The organism is Pseudomonas sp. PAMC 25886 (genome assembly GCF_000242655.1).
Lineage (GTDB): Bacteria > Pseudomonadota > Gammaproteobacteria > Pseudomonadales > Pseudomonadaceae > Aquipseudomonas.
This window is the reverse complement of the sequence record NZ_AHHC01000020.1, coordinates 152243-167268: the sequence shown is the minus strand read 5'-3', so window position 1 is coordinate 167268 and position 15026 is coordinate 152243. Positions and strand designations below refer to the sequence as shown.

Below are 15026 nucleotides of genomic sequence, written 5' to 3'. Positions count from 1 at the left end.
CTGATCAAGGAAAGGTGATTACCTGTGGCGAGGGAGCTTGCTCCCGCTGGGCTGCGTAGCAGCCCCAAAATCTTGGGAGCGCTTCGCACTCCAGCGGGAGCAAGCTCCCTCGCCACAGTGTTATCAGTTACTGCGCAGTCGGACCCACTTCACGCATCGGCTTGCCACGCACCGGCGCATCGCCGGCTACGTAGTAATCCGCAGTGCTGCGCGGCAGTGGCTTACGACCACGGATCTTGTCGGCGATTTTCTCGGCGATCATGATCGTCGGCGCGTTCAGGTTACCGGTAGTGATGATCGGCATGATCGACGCATCCACCACACGCAGACCCTGCATGCCATGCACACGGCCTTCAGCGTCAACCACGGCCATCTCGTCGGTGCCCATCTTGCACGAGCAGGACGGGTGGAACGCGGTCTCGGCGTGCTCACGGATAAATTTATCCAGTTGCTCGTCGGTCTGTACGTCGATGCCCGGGCTGATTTCGCGGCCACGGTACTGGTCGAGTGCCGGCTGTTGCATGATTTCACGGGTCAGGCGGATGCCGTCGCGGAATTCCTGCCAGTCCTGCTCGGTGGCCATGTAGTTGAAGAGGATGCTCGGGTAGTCCCGCGGGTTCTTCGACTTCAGCTGGATACGGCCACGGCTCGGCGAACGCATGGAGCCCATGTGCGCCTGGAAACCGTGCTCTTTCACACCGTTGCTGCCGTTGTAGTTAATCGCTACCGGCAGGAAGTGGTACTGGATGTTCGGCCAATCGAATTCTTCACGGGTACGGATGAAACCGCCCGCTTCGAACTGGTTGCTGGCGCCGATCCCGGTACCGTTGAACAGCCACTCGGCACCGATAGCCGGCTGGTTGTACCAGAGCAACGACGGGTACAGCGAGACCGGTTGGGTGCAGGCGTATTGCAGGTACAGCTCAAGGTGGTCCTGCAGGTTTTCGCCGACGCCAGGCAGGTCGTGGACCACCGGGATGTCGAGGCTTTCCAGCAGTTTCGCCGGGCCAACGCCGGAGCGTTGCAGCAGTTGCGGCGAAGCGATTGCGCCGCTGCACACCAGGACTTCCTTGCGGGCGCGGGCTTCAACGCGTTCTTCGGCAGCACCGATCAGGTAGCGAACGCCAACGGCACGCTTGCCTTCGAACAGTACTTTGTCGGTCAGTGCGTGGGTGACGATGGTCAGCGTCGAGCGCTTCTTGGCCGTGTCCAGGTAACCGCGAGCGGTGCTGGCGCGACGGCCGTTCGGCGTCACGGTACGGTCCATCGGGCCGAAGCCTTCCTGCTGGTAGCCGTTCAAGTCTTCTGTGCGCGGGTAACCGGCCTGTACGCCTGCTTCAACCATCGCATGGAACAGCGGGTTGTTGCCGGCTTTTGGCGTGGTCACGCTGACCGGGCCTTCGCCACCGTGGTAGTCGTTCGGGCCGATGTCGCGGGTTTCGGCTTTACGGAAATACGGCAGGCAGTCCAGGTAGGTCCAGTCTTCCAGGCCTGGCAGTTTCGACCAGTTGTCGTAGTCCATCGCGTTGCCGCGGATATAGCACATGCCGTTGATCAGCGAGGAGCCGCCGAGGCCCTTGCCGCGACCGCATTCCATCCGGCGGCCGTCCATGTGTGGCTCTGGGTCGGTTTCGTAGGCCCAGTTATAGCGACGGCCTTGCAGCGGGAACGCCAGGGCGGCTGGCATCTGGGTACGGAAATCGAAACGGTAGTCCGGGCCGCCGGCTTCCAGCAGCAGGACGGTGACGCCTTCGTCTTCGGTCAGACGGGTCGCCAGGGTATTACCGGCGGAGCCGGCACCCACAATGATGTAGTCGTATTCTTGGGACATTAAATGCACCCTCATTTAGATATGGTCAGGTCAGGCGAGTGCGTCGCACTCGATCGCCGGCAAGCCGGCTCCTACAGGTCATGCGCAGTCCTTGTAGGAGCCCGCTTGCGGGCGATTGGCGGTATCAGCCTTAGAACACCGAGGCGTAGTCGCCCAGCTCAACCTGTACCGATTTGATGCGAGTGAAGTTGTTCAGCGAGCTGATGCCGTTCTCACGGCCCACACCCGACTGCTTGTAGCCGCCAACCGGCATCTTCGCGTCGGACTCGCCCCAGGCGTTGATCCAGCAGATACCGGCTTCCAACTGATGAATCACGCGGTGAGCGCGGTTCAGGTCCTTGGTCACCAGGCCAGCAGCCAGGCCGAAGTCGGTGTCGTTGGCGCGGCGGATCACTTCTTCTTCGGTGTCGTAGGTGAGGATGCTCATCACAGGGCCGAAGATTTCTTCACGGACGATGGTCATGTCGTCGGTGCAGTCGGTGAACACGGTCGGCGCAACGTAAGCACCCTTGGCGTATTCGCCGTCGGTCAGACGGTCGCCGCCGCACAGCAGGCGGGCGCCTTCTTCCTTGCCCTTGGCGATGTAGCCGAGCACGCTTTCCATGTGGGCGAAGCTGACCAGCGGGCCGAAGTTGGTGTTTTCATCTTCCGGGTTGCCGACGCGGATGCGCGCAACGCGCTCGGCGATCTTGGCTTCGAACGCGCCTTTGAGGGCGGTCGGAACGAACACGCGCGTGCCGTTGGTGCAGACCTGGCCCGAGCTGTAGAAGTTGGCCATCATCGCGATGTCGGCGGCGCGATCGAGGTCGGCGTCGTCGAAAATGATCAGCGGGGACTTGCCGCCCAGTTCCATGGTGACTTCTTTGAGCGAAGAGCTCGAAGCGCTGGCCATGACTTTCTTGCCGGTGTCGGTGCCGCCGGTGAAGGAGACTTTCTCGATGCGCGGGTGCTCGGTCAGCCAGGTGCCGACTTCACGGCCGCTGCCGGTCAGGACGTTGAACACGCCATCCGGAACGCCGGCGGCGGTGTAGATTTCAGCCAGTTTCAGGGTGGTCAGCGAGGTGACTTCACTTGGCTTGAAGATCATCGCATTACCCGCGGCCAGGGCCGGTGCGGATTTCCACAGGGCGATCTGGATCGGGTAGTTCCACGCACCGATACCGGCGACGACGCCCAGCGGCTCGCGACGGGTGTAGACGAACGAAGTCGTGCGCAGTGGGATCTGCTCGCCTTCGATGGCGGGCACCAGGCCTGCGTAGTATTCCAGCACGTCGGCGCCGGTGACGATGTCGACGTATTGGGTTTCGGAGTACGGCTTGCCGGTGTCCAGGGTTTCCAGGGCGGCCAGTTCGTCGTTGCGCTCACGCAGGATTTCAACGGCGCGACGCAGGATGCGCGAACGCTCCATGGCGGTCATGGCGGCCCAGATTTTCTGGCCCTTTTCAGCGCTGACCACAGCGCGCTCAACGTCTTCTTTAGTGGCGCGTTGCACGTTGGCGAGAACTTCACCGTTAGCCGGGTTGATGGCTTCGAAAGTGGCATCGCTGCCAGCGTCGGAGTAGCCGCCGTCAATGTAGAGTTTTTGCAGTTCGAAACGGGCCATAAAGTCCTCGCAAGTGCATAAGTGGTTGGCGTTAACCGCCGAAGGTGGGCCATAAGGTTCTGGCAACACCGGCCGGCAGCCGTTCAGGGGTTGAGCGTTTATGTGTGCTCTAACTCACCTGCTTGGCCAATTGGAAATCCATGTATTCGTAAGCGATCCGTTGCGCCTGCTCCGTGTCGAAAGCGTCTCCCGACAGGGCGCCGCGCAACCACAAACCGTCGATCAGGGCCGCCAGGCCTCGGGCTGCGCTGCGTGCCTCGGACAACGGCAACGCTCGGCGGAACTGGCAGCACAGGTTGGAATACAGACGGTGATCGTTGATCCGCTGCAGCCTGTGCAATGACGGGTGGTGCATGCTGGTGGCCCAGAAGGCCAGCCAGGTTTTCATAGCCGGGCCGTTGACCTGGCTGGCGTCGAAGTTGCCTTCGATGATCACCTGAAGATGAGCCCGCGGGCTGTCATCTTTCAGCGCCAACCGGCGCTCGGTGACGTTCTCGATCAGGACGTTCATCAGGTACCGCATCGTGGCGGCGATCAGGCCATTCTTGTCCTGAAAATAGTGACTGATGATGCCATTCGAGACACCGGCCAGACGGGCGATCAGCGCAATGCTGGCATCCCCCATTCCGACCTGATCGACCGCAGTCAATGTGGCTTCGATCAACTGCTGGCGGCGTATGGGTTGCATACCGACCTTGGGCATCGTGCACCTCTCCTTAGGCCTGCCAACGGGCGATAAACGTCCGTCGGCTTGTGGGCCAGTCTATTTTGTTTTGATTGAACGTTCAATCAACAAAGAATAAGATCTGCGACAAATGGTCGCTGCCTACAGGTATTTCCTACGTGTATGTGGCGCCACCTGACATCGGGAAAACCCATGAAACAGCCCGGCACAGCGGTTCGCCGTGGGTTCATGGTTTTTCGGGGTGTCTTTATACACCCGTCCGTCGACTGCCGAAAAATCGATGGCTCGGGTCATGCGTTGCCTTGTGTTTCTCTGCACTGCCCGGAGCATCTGTGCCATGAGTTCTGCCTCTCTTATAAAGACCCCGCCAGAAAAGGTGCGGGTCAACGGTTGGGTGTTCTACACCTCCACCGCGCTGATTCTGTTGTTGACCGCGATTCTGATCATCGCCCCGCAGGAAGCCGGCAGGATGCTCGGTGTAGCCCAAGCCTGGTTGTCGAAAAGCTTTGGCTGGTACTACATGGTCGTGATCGCCGCCTACCTGGTGTTTGTGGTGGGCCTGGCGTTTTCGTCCTACGGTAAATTGAAACTGGGCAGCAAGGACGACACCCCGGACTTCAGCTACGGCGCATGGGCCGGCATGCTCTTCTCGTCGGGCATCGGCATCTCGCTGCTGTACTTCGGCGCGTCCGAGCCGCTGGACCACTACTTCAACCCGCCGGAAGGCGCGTCGGCCACCGGCGAAGCCGCGCGCCAGGCGCTGCAGCTGACGTTCCTGCACTGGGGCCTGCACGGCTGGGCGATCTACGCTCTGGTGGGCCTGGCCGTGGCGTACTTTGCCTACCGTCATAACCAGCCGCTGGCCTTGCGCTCGGCGCTGTACCCGCTGGTGGGCGAGCGTTGGGTGAAAGGCGCAGCCGGTCACGCAGTGGACGGCTTCGGCATGTTCGTGACCCTGCTGGGCCTGGTGACAAACCTGGGGATTGGTTCGATGCAGGTGTCGTCCGGGTTGGAAAACCTGTTCGGCATGCAGCACAGCAACACCAACCTGCTGATTGTGATCATCGTGATGAGCACCGTGGCGACCATCGCTGCCGTGTCGGGTGTGGAAAACGGGATTCGCCGCCTGTCCAACCTGAACATCGTGCTGTTCAGCGGCCTGCTGATTTTCGTGCTGCTGTTTGGCCCGACCCTGCACTTGCTCAACGGCTTCGTGCAGAACATCGGCGACTACATGAACGGCATCGTGCTGAAAACCTTCGACCTGTATGTGTACGAAGGCGACGCCGACAAGACCGAGCGCTGGATGGGCCTGTGGACTCTGTTCTACTGGGCCTGGTGGATTTCCTGGGCGCCATTCGTGGGCATGTTCATCGCGCGTATTTCCCGTGGTCGCACGGTGCGTGAACTGGTGGCCGGCGTGCTGCTGATTCCGCTGGGCTTCACCCTGGCGTGGCTGTCGATCTTCGGCAACTCGGCCCTGGACCTGGTGGTCAACCATGGTGCGGTGGAGTTGGGCAAGACGGCACTGGAACAGCCGTCCATGGCGATCTACCAACTGCTGGAGCATTACCCGGCGTCGAAGATCGTGATCGGTGTGTCGATCTTTGTGGGCTTCGTGCTGTTCCTGACCCCGGCGGATTCCGGCGCGGTGATGATGGCGAACCTTTCCTGCAAGGGCGGCAACGTTGACGAAGATGCGCCGCACTGGCTGCGGATTTTCTGGTCCGCCGTGATCACCCTGGTGACCATCGGCCTGTTGTTCGCCGGTAACTTTGAAGCCATGCAAACCATGGTGGTGCTGGCGGGCCTGCCGTTCTCGGTGGTGCTGATTTTCTTCATGTTCGGCCTGCACAAGGCGATGCGCCAGGACGTGGCCATCGAGCTGGAACAGGCGCAACTGGCCGAACGAGGCCGTCGTGGTTTCAGCGAGCGCCTGACCGCCCTGGACCTGCAACCGAGCCAGGGTACCGTGCAGCGCTTTATGGACAAGCACGTCACGCCGGCGCTGGAAGAAGCGGCGACTGCGTTGCGTGATCAGGGGCTGGAAGTGCAAACCTTGCTGGGCAAATCCAAGCGCTGCATTGGTGTGCGCATCGAGATGGAAGAGGGGAATCCGTTTGTCTACGAGGTGAGCCTGGATGCTTATTCGTCGGCACCGAACGATTTGCCCGAAGAAGAGCGCACGCGTTACTACCGCGCCGAGGTTTACCTGCACAACGGGCCTCAGGAATACGACCTGATGGGCTTCACCCAGGAGCAGATCACCCGGGACGTGCTCGATCAGTTTGAAAGCCATCGGCAGCTCCTTGGCCGTGTCTATAGCTGAGTGTTGAAAGGAGCGGTGCCTTCACTGGCGCCGCTGTTCCAGGGTTGGAATGGGGTCAAATGTGGGAGCTGGCTTGCCTGCGATTGCAGTGGTGAATTCACTGCAGCTATCGCAGGCAAGCCAGCTCCCACATTGACCCCGTTCCTTCAGGAGGATTTACCCCAGGTTTTTGCCCAAGAGAGCGTGGTAGAGCTCGCTGTCACCCAGGATCCCCACCACCTTGTTGTTGTCCTGCAGCACCAGCTTGTTCCCGGTCTGATAGCGAATCTGCAACGCTTCACGCATCCCGATATTGGAATCCACCAACGTCGGCATCCGGCCCAAACCTTCCACCGATTGCCCCGGTGCCCAGTTCTGCAAGTTCAGCACTGCGCCGTTCTGTCGCGCGCCCTTGATGGTGTTGCCTTCTGCAAGGTCCAGCCACGAGTCGCCACCCGGGTCCAGGCTGATGGAACCGTTGACGTGGGTGCAGTTGTCTACCGTGCGCATCAGGCTGCGGCCACACAACACATTCAGCGGATTGGTGTGGGCCACGAAGGTCCGCACATAGTCGTCCGCCGGGTTCAGCACGATCTCTTCCGGCACGCTGTACTGGATGATCCGGCCGTCTTTCATGATCGCGATGCGGCTACCGAGTTTCAGCGCCTCATCCAGGTCGTGGCTCACAAATACGATGGTCTTGCTCAGCTTGCGTTGCAGTTCCAGCAACTCATCCTGCAAGCCCTGGCGGATCAGCGGGTCGAGTGCGGAGAAGGGTTCGTCCATCAGCAGGATATCGGCGTCCATCGCCAAGGCGCGGGCCAGGCCGACGCGCTGCTGCATGCCGCCGGAAAGCTCGTCGGGCTTCTTGTTGCGCCACTGCGACAGGCCCACCAGTTCCAGCTTGTCGTCCACCAGCTTGCGCCGTTCTTTTTCCGGACGACCCTGCATCTCCAGGCCGAAGCTGATGTTTTCGCGCACCGTCAGCCAGGGCATCAGGGCGAACTTCTGGAACACCATGGCGATGCGCTGGGTGCGCATCATTTTCAGCTCGGCGGGGGTGCAGGAAGCAATGTCGATCTGCCGACCTTCATGCTCCACAAACAGCTTGCCGCGGCTGACGGTGTTCAAGCCGTTGATGCAGCGCAGCAAGCTCGACTTGCCCGAGCCGGACAGGCCCATCAGCACGCAGATCTCGCCTTTCTCCACATCCAGGCTGGCGTTTTCAACGCCGACGATCTGCCCGGTCTTTTTCAGGATCTCGTTGCGCGTCATGCCCTGGTCCAGCAGCTTGAGCGCCTCGCGAGGGTCCTTGGAGAAGATCACATCGACATTTTCGAATCGGATAATGCTCATGCATCACCCCCTACTTTGGCGTCGGGTTGTTTGCAGATGCGGTCGAGCATGATGGCCAGCAATACGATCGCCAGGCCCGCTTCAAAGCCCAGGGCGATGTCGGCGGTGTTCAGCGCGTTGACCACCGGTTTGCCGAGGCCGTCGGCGCCCACCAGGGCCGCGATCACCACCATCGACAACGACAGCATGATGCATTGGGTAATGCCGGCGGCGATGCTCGGCATGGCGTGGGGCAGTTCAATCCGCGAGAGCAACTGACGGCGCGAGCAGCCAAAGGCCTTGCCGGCGTCCATCAACTCTTGCGGCACATCACGGATACCCAGGTAAGTCAGACGGATAGGCGCGGCAATCGCAAACACCACCGTGGAAATCAGCCCGGGCACCACACCCAGCCCGAAGAGGGTCAGGGTAGGGATGAGGTAGACGAAGGTCGGTACGGTCTGCATCAGATCGAGCACCGGCCGCATCAGGGTGTAGAACATCGGTTTGTGCGCGGCAACAATGCCCAGCGGCACACCGATCACCACGCAGACCAGGGTGGCGAACAGCACCTGCGCCAGGGTCTCCATGGTTTCCTGCCAGTACCCCAGGTTCAGGATCAGCAGGAAGGAGGCGATGACAAAAACGGTCAGGCCCCATTTGCGTTGAATGAAATGAGCGAGCAGCGCAATCAGACCGATCAATGCCAGCGGATTGAACCAGGTCAGCGCGAACGTCACGCCGTGGATCATCGTTTCCAGGGTCGATGCGATTGCGTCGAAGTAGCTGGCCCCGTGTTGGGTCAACCATTCAACGAAGGCAGCGATGTACTGGCCTAGCGGGATTTTATGTTCAGTCAGCATGGTAGTGAATGTCCACATGCGAAGAGGAAAAACATCCCGGGCCAGCGTACCGGCCCGGGGTCAGCGGTTTACTTGGCGAGGTAAGCTTTGACGGCCTCCAGTCCTGGTTTGCCATCGACAGTGGTCACACCGGCCAGCCAGGTGTCGAGCACTTGCGGGTTCTTCTTCAGCCACGCCTTGGCGGCTGCGTCAGGCTTCATCTTGTCGTCCAGGACGTTACCCATCAGGGTGCTTTCCATGTTCAGGGTGAACGACAGGTTTTTCAGCAACTGGCCCACGTTGCTGCATTCCTGGGTGTAGCCCTTGCGAACGTTGGTGTAGATGGTGGCCTGGCCGTAGTTGGGGCCGAATGAATCATCACCCCCGGTCAGGTACTTCATCTTGAAGCGGGTGTTCATCGGGTGCGGTTCCCAGCCGAGGAACACGATGGCCTGGTCGCGTTTGGTGGCGCGTTCCACCTGCGAGAGCATCCCGGCTTCGCTGGATTCGACCACTTTGAAGCCTGCGGTTTTCAGGCCGAAGGCGTCTTTGTCGATGAGGGTCTGGATGGTGCGGTTACCGTCGTTGCCCGGCTCGATCCCGTAGATCTTGCCGCCCAGTTCATCCTTGAATTTGACGATGTCGGCGAAGTCTTTCAGGCCCTTGTTGTACAGCGCTTCCGGTACGGCCAGGGTGTACTTGGCGTTTTCCAGGTTGGCGCGCACGGTTTCCACGGTGCCGGCATCACGGTACTGCTTGATGTCGTTTTCCATGGTCGGCATCCAGTTGCCGAGGAAGATGTCCATGTTCTTGCCGTCAGCCAGGGACTTGTAGGTCACCGGAACGGAAATCATCGTGGTGCGGGGTTTGTAGCCGAGGCCCTTGAGGACTTCGCTGGTGGTGGCGGTGGTGACGGTGATGTCGGTCCAGCCGACATCGGAGAAGTTGACGGTCTGGCATTGCGCCGGTTCTGCAGCGTGAGCCAGGGCTGGCAGACTCAGCATGGCGGCCAACAACAACGACGGGGAACCTTTCATGGGGGTGGACTCCTGGTGTTTTTCTGGCGGCGATCACACCGCGCTTATAGGTGTTGCGGTTGGGCGTGCGGCACAGCTCTGCCACGCAACTGTGCAAACGAGTCGAGACTGATCATGTACCAGTGAAAATCTGACGCCTACAGGGGGCGTCGTATCCAGTACAGGGATGGTCGTATCCAGTGTCGGTGACGTCGCTTACAGATTTTTTCCACGGCAAAACTGCACTTTTTACCGATCTGCACCGCAAAAAACGGCCAAAACGTCGCCTTCCACAACAGCGGCGCTGATGAGCATGGGTACGTCGGTGTGAGACGCCGTGAGCACCAGCAAAAGCTTGATGATGGCCGCATCTCGGCGGATTGCGACATGAGCGTAGCAGCTCCGTCACCAGGCGCTTTTTCACGCCTGGCCTGTGCTCATCGAGGAGTTTCACGGCAATGGCTATCAGCGTTTTCGACCTGTTCAAGATCGGCATTGGGCCTTCGAGTTCTCACACCGTCGGCCCCATGCGCGCTGCGGCGTTGTTCGTTCAAGGACTGCGTGAACGTGATGTATTGGAACAAGTCAGGCGCGTCGAAGTTCAGCTGTATGGCTCCTTGTCGGCCACCGGCATCGGGCATGGCAGCGATAACGCGGTGATCATGGGCCTGATGGGTGAGTGGCCGGACGCGATTGATCCGTCGCAAATCGGCATCCGCATCGAAACCCTGCGCGAGACCAATACGCTGCTGCTGGACGCACGTTTGCCGGTGCCTTTCATATGGGCGCGAGACATGCGCCTGATCGACGAGAACCTGCCCTTCCACCCCAATGCCATGACCCTGGTGGTGTTTGGTGATAACGGTGAGTTGCACCGCGACACCTACTACTCCGTAGGCGGTGGATTTGTAGTGGATGCAGCCCAGGCCGCCAGCGGTGTGGCAGACATGGACCGTACCGAGTTGCCCTATGACTTTTCCAGCGCGGTGGAATTGCTCCAGCTGTGCAAAACCCACAACCTGCGGGTCGCTGAACTGATGTTGGCGAATGAAAAAACCTGGCGCTCGGAAGACGAGATCCGCAGCGGCCTGATGAAGCTTTGGCGTGCCATGCAGGATTGTGTGGAGCAGGGCCTCAAGCACGAAGGCATTCTTCCCGGCGGGCTCAATGTACGGCGGCGTGCGGCCAAGTTGCACCGCAGCTTGCAGGAGTTGGGCAAGCCGAATGTGATCGGCTCAACCTTGAGCGCGATGGAGTGGGTCAACCTGTTTGCCCTGGCGGTGAATGAAGAAAACGCCGCCGGCGGGCGCATGGTCACGGCACCCACCAATGGCGCGGCGGGGATCATCCCGGCGGTGCTGCACTACTTTATGAAATTCAGCGAAGAGGTGACCGAGGCCAACGTGGTCGACTATTTCCTCGGCGCGGCGGCGGTGGGCATCCTGTGTAAAAAGAACGCGTCGATCTCGGGTGCCGAAGTCGGCTGCCAGGGTGAAGTCGGCTCGGCGTGCGCCATGGCGGCGGCGGGGCTGGCGGAGATCCTCGGTGCGACGCCGGAGCAGTTATGCAACGCGGCGGAGATTGGCCTGGAACACAACCTTGGCCTGACCTGCGACCCGGTAGGCGGGCTGGTGCAGGTGCCGTGCATCGAGCGCAATGCAATTGCCGCCGTGAAGGCGATCAACGCGGCGCAGATGGCGCTGCGGGGTGATGGCCAACACTTTATCTCGCTGGACCGGGTGATCCGCACCATGCGCGATACCGGGGCGGATATGCATGACAAGTACAAGGAAACGTCGCGGGGCGGGTTGGCGGTGAGTGCTGTCGAGTGTTGATCCAGCTTTTATGTGACGAGGGAGCTTGCTGTGGCGAGGGAGCTTGCTCCCGCTGGGCTGCGCAGCAGCCCCAAAATCTTGGGAGCGCTTCGCACTCCAGCGGGAGCAAGCTCCCTCGCCACAGAAGAACAGCCTGCTCATAAAGTGAACACCCGAACCAAAAGCGCCACCTTTTAGCGCGTCGCAATTAGATAAGTAGCTCCCGAACGATTTCCCCTCGTGACCACCTGTCACCCGTGCTTGTGGTGACAGACTTTTCCCACGTCGTTTCTCTCCCTTCCCACAAGTGCTACCGATCTGCTCACACCCCTTGAGCCTGCGTTCTCTCACGTCTTTTCCGGGTCATATCCCCCACTCCATGCGCGGGCTTATATAGACGCGTCATGAGGTCGTTTTCAGGAGTTATTGAATGCGCATTCAACTTTAGGCATGGCATTTGCTCTATCAATACAAAGCCTCTCGCCACAGGAGTTTCCTTAAGGTGATGAGCGCAATAACAAGAGCCTCGCCTGAGGCCATCACCCGCTTTGTGTGAGGAGATACCGCGATGACGTCGTTCAACTCAGGGGCTCAACCCCAGAACCGTGCGCCTCAATCCATCGGCTTTTTGCTGCTGGACAATTTCACGCTGATTTCCCTGGCCTCCGCAGTCGAACCGCTGCGTATGGCCAACCAACTTTCCGGCCGCGAGCTGTATCGCTGGACGACGTTGAGTGTCGACGGAAACCAGGTGTGGGCCAGCGACGGTCTGCAAATCACCCCCGATGCTTCCATGCACAAAGCCCCGGCCCTGGACACTGTGATTGTCTGCGGCGGCGTGGGCATCCAGCGCACCGTGACCCGTGAACATGTGTCGTGGCTGCAAAGCCAGGCGCGCCAGTCCCGTCGCCTCGGCGCGGTGTGCACCGGCAGTTGGGCCCTGGCTTGCGCCGGCCTGCTGGACGGCTTTGATTGCAGCGTGCACTGGGAATGCCTGGCGTCGATGCAGGAGGCTTTCCCCCGCGTGGCGATGAGCACACGCCTGTTCACCCTCGACCGCAACCGCTTCACCAGTTCGGGCGGCACCGCGCCGCTGGACATGATGCTGCACCTGATCAGCCGCGACCACGGCCGTGAATTGTCGGCGGCGATCTCCGAGATGTTTGTGTACGAGCGCATCCGCAACGAACAGGATCACCAGCGTGTGCCGCTCAAGCACATGCTCGGCACCAACCAGCCGAAACTGCAGGAAATCGTCGCGCTGATGGAGGCCAACCTGGAAGAGCCGATCGACCTTGATGAGCTGGCGGTGTACGTCGCGGTTTCCCGGCGTCAGCTGGAGCGGTTGTTCCAGAAATACCTGCACTGTTCGCCGTCGCGCTACTACCTCAAGTTGCGCTTGATTCGTGCGCGGCAGTTGCTCAAGCAAACGCCGATGTCGATCATCGAAGTGGCGTCGGTGTGCGGGTTTGTCTCCACGCCGCACTTCTCCAAGTGCTATCGCGAATACTTCGGCATTCCGCCGCGGGATGAGCGCGTGGGTTCCAACACCACGCAACAGGTTGCGATGATGCCGATTCCCCAGGCGCTGGTGTTGTCACCGTTGTCCGGGCCGTTGTCGGCGTTGAGCCAGGCGCGCAATGAGTCGACGTTTGCGAGTGTAAGGCTCTAACCCCAACTGGCTTTTGTGGCGAGGGAGCTTGCTCCCGTTGGACCGGGCTGGCGCTCCAGTGCGTAGCGCTCCCAGGATTTTGGGGCCGCTTCGCAGCCCAGCGGGAGCAAGCTCCCTCGCCACAAAGTAGGTCTGTCAGGCGCCAGAGTTCTGCCTGAACTGCACCAACGCCGGCAACAACTGCTTGTCGATCGCTTGCCTCACCGCCGGCAAAATCGTCGCGCTGCCGGTGTACATCTGCTCAACCATACCCTTGAGTGCCTTGGCCCGCGCCGCACTCAAACCGCGTACCGCGCATTCACAAGCCTGCTCGGCGGTCGCGCCGCTGGACACTTCGAAACCCAACGACCGCAGCTGGCCCAGCAGGTCATCCTGGTCAATCAAATCCGCGTGCATCATGACGTTTATCCTTGTTAGGGGAGCGGGGGATTGAGTTCGATTCTGGTAGGCCATCACCGAGTCGGCAAGGCCTGAATGCGCGAATGTCCGGGACACCTATGAACAGGTCGTTTTCGGGCCATTTATGAACGCGCGGAATGTGCACACTGGAACCCAGCAAGCAGCTTGAAGGTTTGGTCACCCTCGGGATGCACCGCTCACACAAAGCACTCTGCCCCGATCCTGTCACGGCTGGATCGGGGCTTTTTTTGGCTGGGATTTGTGGGGTTGCAACTGGCCTCATCGCAGGCAAGCCAGCTCCCACATTTTGATTTGTGAATACCTTCAAATGTGGGAGCTGGCTTGCCTGCGATGGCGGTCTACCTTTGCAACACTAATATCCGGGACAACAACTCATCCCGATCGATATAGCAGCCCTGGAAATGCCGCGCGCCGGACGCCGGATCAAACGCATTGCGCGCATGCAGCGTCCGGCGATTATCAAAGCACCACAGCTCGCCCGGATTCAGACGCTTGACCAACCGAAAACGCTCTTCCCGGGTCATCGCAATAAACCGGCGATAGGCGCGATACAGCAACGGCATCTGCGCGGCTGGCGCTTCAAACGGCCCGCGCAGAAAGTTGGCCATGCGAATCTCGGCGACTTCACCCAAGGTATCCAGCGCGATAATCGGCGCCAGCCGGCGATAGTCGCTGTGACGGTCCTTGTTGCGGAACTCTACCGGGATCTCGCACAGCGCGTGAAAGGCTTCGGGGTCTTCATCGCGCAAGGCTCGGGCAATGGCGAAACCGTCGACAAAAATACTCTCGCCACCGTCGGCGTCGTTCACCAGGCAGTGCAAGAATTGCAGCCCGGGTTGCAGCTCTCGCGTCGGCAAATCACTGTGCAGCGGCAGGTTGAATGCGGTGTAGGCGTTGCTGTCGGCATCGGCCTTGGATTGCACGTTGAACAGCACGCCGAAATTGCTCTCGCGGATGAACGAAATGCGCTTGGCGATCAGCGCCAGTGAGCCAGGTTCGGTGGGCACGCCGCGCACTTGGGTGAGGCCGCTGTCACGCAAAGCCAGCAGCCATTGCAGCAGGGCTTTCGGGTCTTCCATCAGCGCCGAGTAGTCGAATACGGGCAGCTCGAACGTACGGTCCCACAGCAGGGATTTCGGTTTGGCAGCCCGGCGTTCGGCGCGGGACTCATCGTCGTAGGCGTGCGCCCGCAACCACCCGGGATCGTATTGGCTGCGATGCCCGCCGCTCCATTCCACCGTCAGAAAACCCTGGTCGATACACGCACTGAGGGCCGTGAGGTTTTCGTCCACATCGACGATTTCCAGCACTTGTTCACGGGTCACGCTGTAGACGCAAACAGGGCACGGGCAGTTGTCCCGCAGCCACGGGTGATGGAACGGACTGACCCGCCCATCGGCCCATCGCACGCTGAGGTGATCGCCGTGCACCTGCACGTCGGCCAGGTCACTGATCAGCGGGTAAGTACGGAAGTCGGCAACAGCGGCGGCGGTTTGCATG

11 protein-coding genes are annotated in these 15026 nt (G+C 60.4%); 3 read left to right on the top strand and 8 right to left on the bottom strand.

The window, feature by feature from the left end; all coding sequences use genetic code 11:
* Positions 1–127: 127 nt before the first annotated feature.
* The 3 genes from betA to betI form a co-directional block, all read right to left on the bottom strand.
* A complete protein-coding gene (gene betA / locus MUM_RS0104675) occupies positions 128–1831 on the bottom strand; it encodes a choline dehydrogenase (RefSeq protein WP_010167551.1) in 1704 nt (567 codons plus the stop codon).
* 130 nt (positions 1832–1961) lie between these two features.
* The gene (betB, locus tag MUM_RS0104670) at positions 1962–3434 is read right to left on the bottom strand and encodes a betaine-aldehyde dehydrogenase (RefSeq protein WP_010167550.1); all 1473 of its coding nucleotides are present in this window, start codon (positions 3432–3434) and stop codon (positions 1962–1964) included.
* A gap of 109 nt (positions 3435–3543) precedes the next feature.
* Entirely contained in the window at positions 3544–4137 is a 594-nt protein-coding gene (betI, locus tag MUM_RS0104665) for a transcriptional regulator BetI (RefSeq protein ID WP_010167549.1), read from the bottom strand.
* Positions 4138–4513: 376 nt separating this feature from the next.
* Here betI and MUM_RS0104660 point away from each other — a divergent pair, with 376 nt between their 5' ends.
* Positions 4514–6448, top strand: a complete 1935-nt coding sequence (locus MUM_RS0104660; protein WP_238535520.1) for a BCCT family transporter — start codon at positions 4514–4516, stop codon at positions 6446–6448.
* Between the two features lie 156 nt (positions 6449–6604).
* Here MUM_RS0104660 and choV read toward each other — a convergent pair whose 3' ends face one another.
* The 3 genes from choV to MUM_RS0104645 all read right to left on the bottom strand — a co-directional run bounded on the left by choV (position 6605) and on the right by MUM_RS0104645 (position 9641).
* Positions 6605–7783: a choline ABC transporter ATP-binding protein gene (gene choV / locus MUM_RS0104655; protein ID WP_010167547.1), complete on the bottom strand. Its 1179-nt coding sequence runs from the start codon at positions 7781–7783 to the stop codon at positions 6605–6607.
* Positions 7780–8625, bottom strand: coding sequence for a choline ABC transporter permease subunit (choW, locus tag MUM_RS0104650; protein WP_010167546.1), 846 nt, complete (start codon positions 8623–8625; stop codon positions 7780–7782). Before choW ends, choV begins: the two co-directional genes overlap by 4 nt.
* A gap of 68 nt (positions 8626–8693) precedes the next feature.
* The gene (locus tag MUM_RS0104645) at positions 8694–9641 is read right to left on the bottom strand and encodes a choline ABC transporter substrate-binding protein (RefSeq protein ID WP_010167544.1); all 948 of its coding nucleotides are present in this window, start codon (positions 9639–9641) and stop codon (positions 8694–8696) included.
* A 437-nt stretch (positions 9642–10078) separates the two neighbouring features.
* On the opposite strand from MUM_RS0104645, the gene MUM_RS0104640 reads away from it, so the two are divergent.
* Together MUM_RS0104640 and MUM_RS0104635 are read left to right on the top strand one after the other, a co-directional pair.
* Entirely contained in the window at positions 10079–11455 is a 1377-nt protein-coding gene (locus tag MUM_RS0104640) for an L-serine ammonia-lyase (protein WP_010167542.1), read from the top strand.
* 547 nt (positions 11456–12002) lie between these two features.
* Positions 12003–13106 carry a GlxA family transcriptional regulator gene (locus MUM_RS0104635; protein ID WP_003216915.1) on the top strand — a complete coding sequence of 368 codons (1104 nt, stop codon included), beginning with the start codon at positions 12003–12005 and terminating at the stop codon, positions 13104–13106.
* 135 nt (positions 13107–13241) lie between these two features.
* Here MUM_RS0104635 and MUM_RS0104630 read toward each other — a convergent pair whose 3' ends face one another.
* Both MUM_RS0104630 and MUM_RS0104625 read right to left on the bottom strand, forming a co-directional pair.
* On the bottom strand, positions 13242–13505 hold the full coding sequence (locus MUM_RS0104630; protein WP_003216918.1) for a hypothetical protein: 264 nt from the start codon (positions 13503–13505) through the stop codon (positions 13242–13244).
* 359 nt (positions 13506–13864) lie between these two features.
* Positions 13865–15025, bottom strand: a complete 1161-nt coding sequence (locus MUM_RS0104625) for a gamma-butyrobetaine dioxygenase (protein WP_010167539.1) — start codon at positions 15023–15025, stop codon at positions 13865–13867.
* Position 15026 lies beyond the last annotated feature (1 nt).

Bases quoted from the DNA above. Each gene is read 5' to 3' on its own strand.
- MUM_RS0104635 (WP_003216915.1), top strand. From the start codon at position 12,003: ATGACGTCGTTCAACTCAGGGGCTCAACCCCAGAACCGTGCGCCTCAA.
- MUM_RS0104640 (WP_010167542.1), top strand. From the start codon at position 10,079: ATGGCTATCAGCGTTTTCGACCTGTTCAAGATCGGCATTGGGCCTTCG.
- betB (WP_010167550.1), bottom strand. From the start codon at position 3,434: ATGGCCCGTTTCGAACTGCAAAAACTCTACATTGACGGCGGCTACTCC.
- choW (WP_010167546.1), bottom strand. From the start codon at position 8,625: ATGCTGACTGAACATAAAATCCCGCTAGGCCAGTACATCGCTGCCTTC.
- betA (WP_010167551.1), bottom strand. From the start codon at position 1,831: ATGTCCCAAGAATACGACTACATCATTGTGGGTGCCGGCTCCGCCGGT.
- MUM_RS0104630 (WP_003216918.1), bottom strand. From the start codon at position 13,505: ATGATGCACGCGGATTTGATTGACCAGGATGACCTGCTGGGCCAGCTG.
- betI (WP_010167549.1), bottom strand. From the start codon at position 4,137: ATGCCCAAGGTCGGTATGCAACCCATACGCCGCCAGCAGTTGATCGAA.
- MUM_RS0104645 (WP_010167544.1), bottom strand. From the start codon at position 9,641: ATGAAAGGTTCCCCGTCGTTGTTGTTGGCCGCCATGCTGAGTCTGCCA.
- MUM_RS0104625 (WP_010167539.1), bottom strand. From the start codon at position 15,025: ATGCAAACCGCCGCCGCTGTTGCCGACTTCCGTACTTACCCGCTGATC.
- choV (WP_010167547.1), bottom strand. From the start codon at position 7,783: ATGAGCATTATCCGATTCGAAAATGTCGATGTGATCTTCTCCAAGGAC.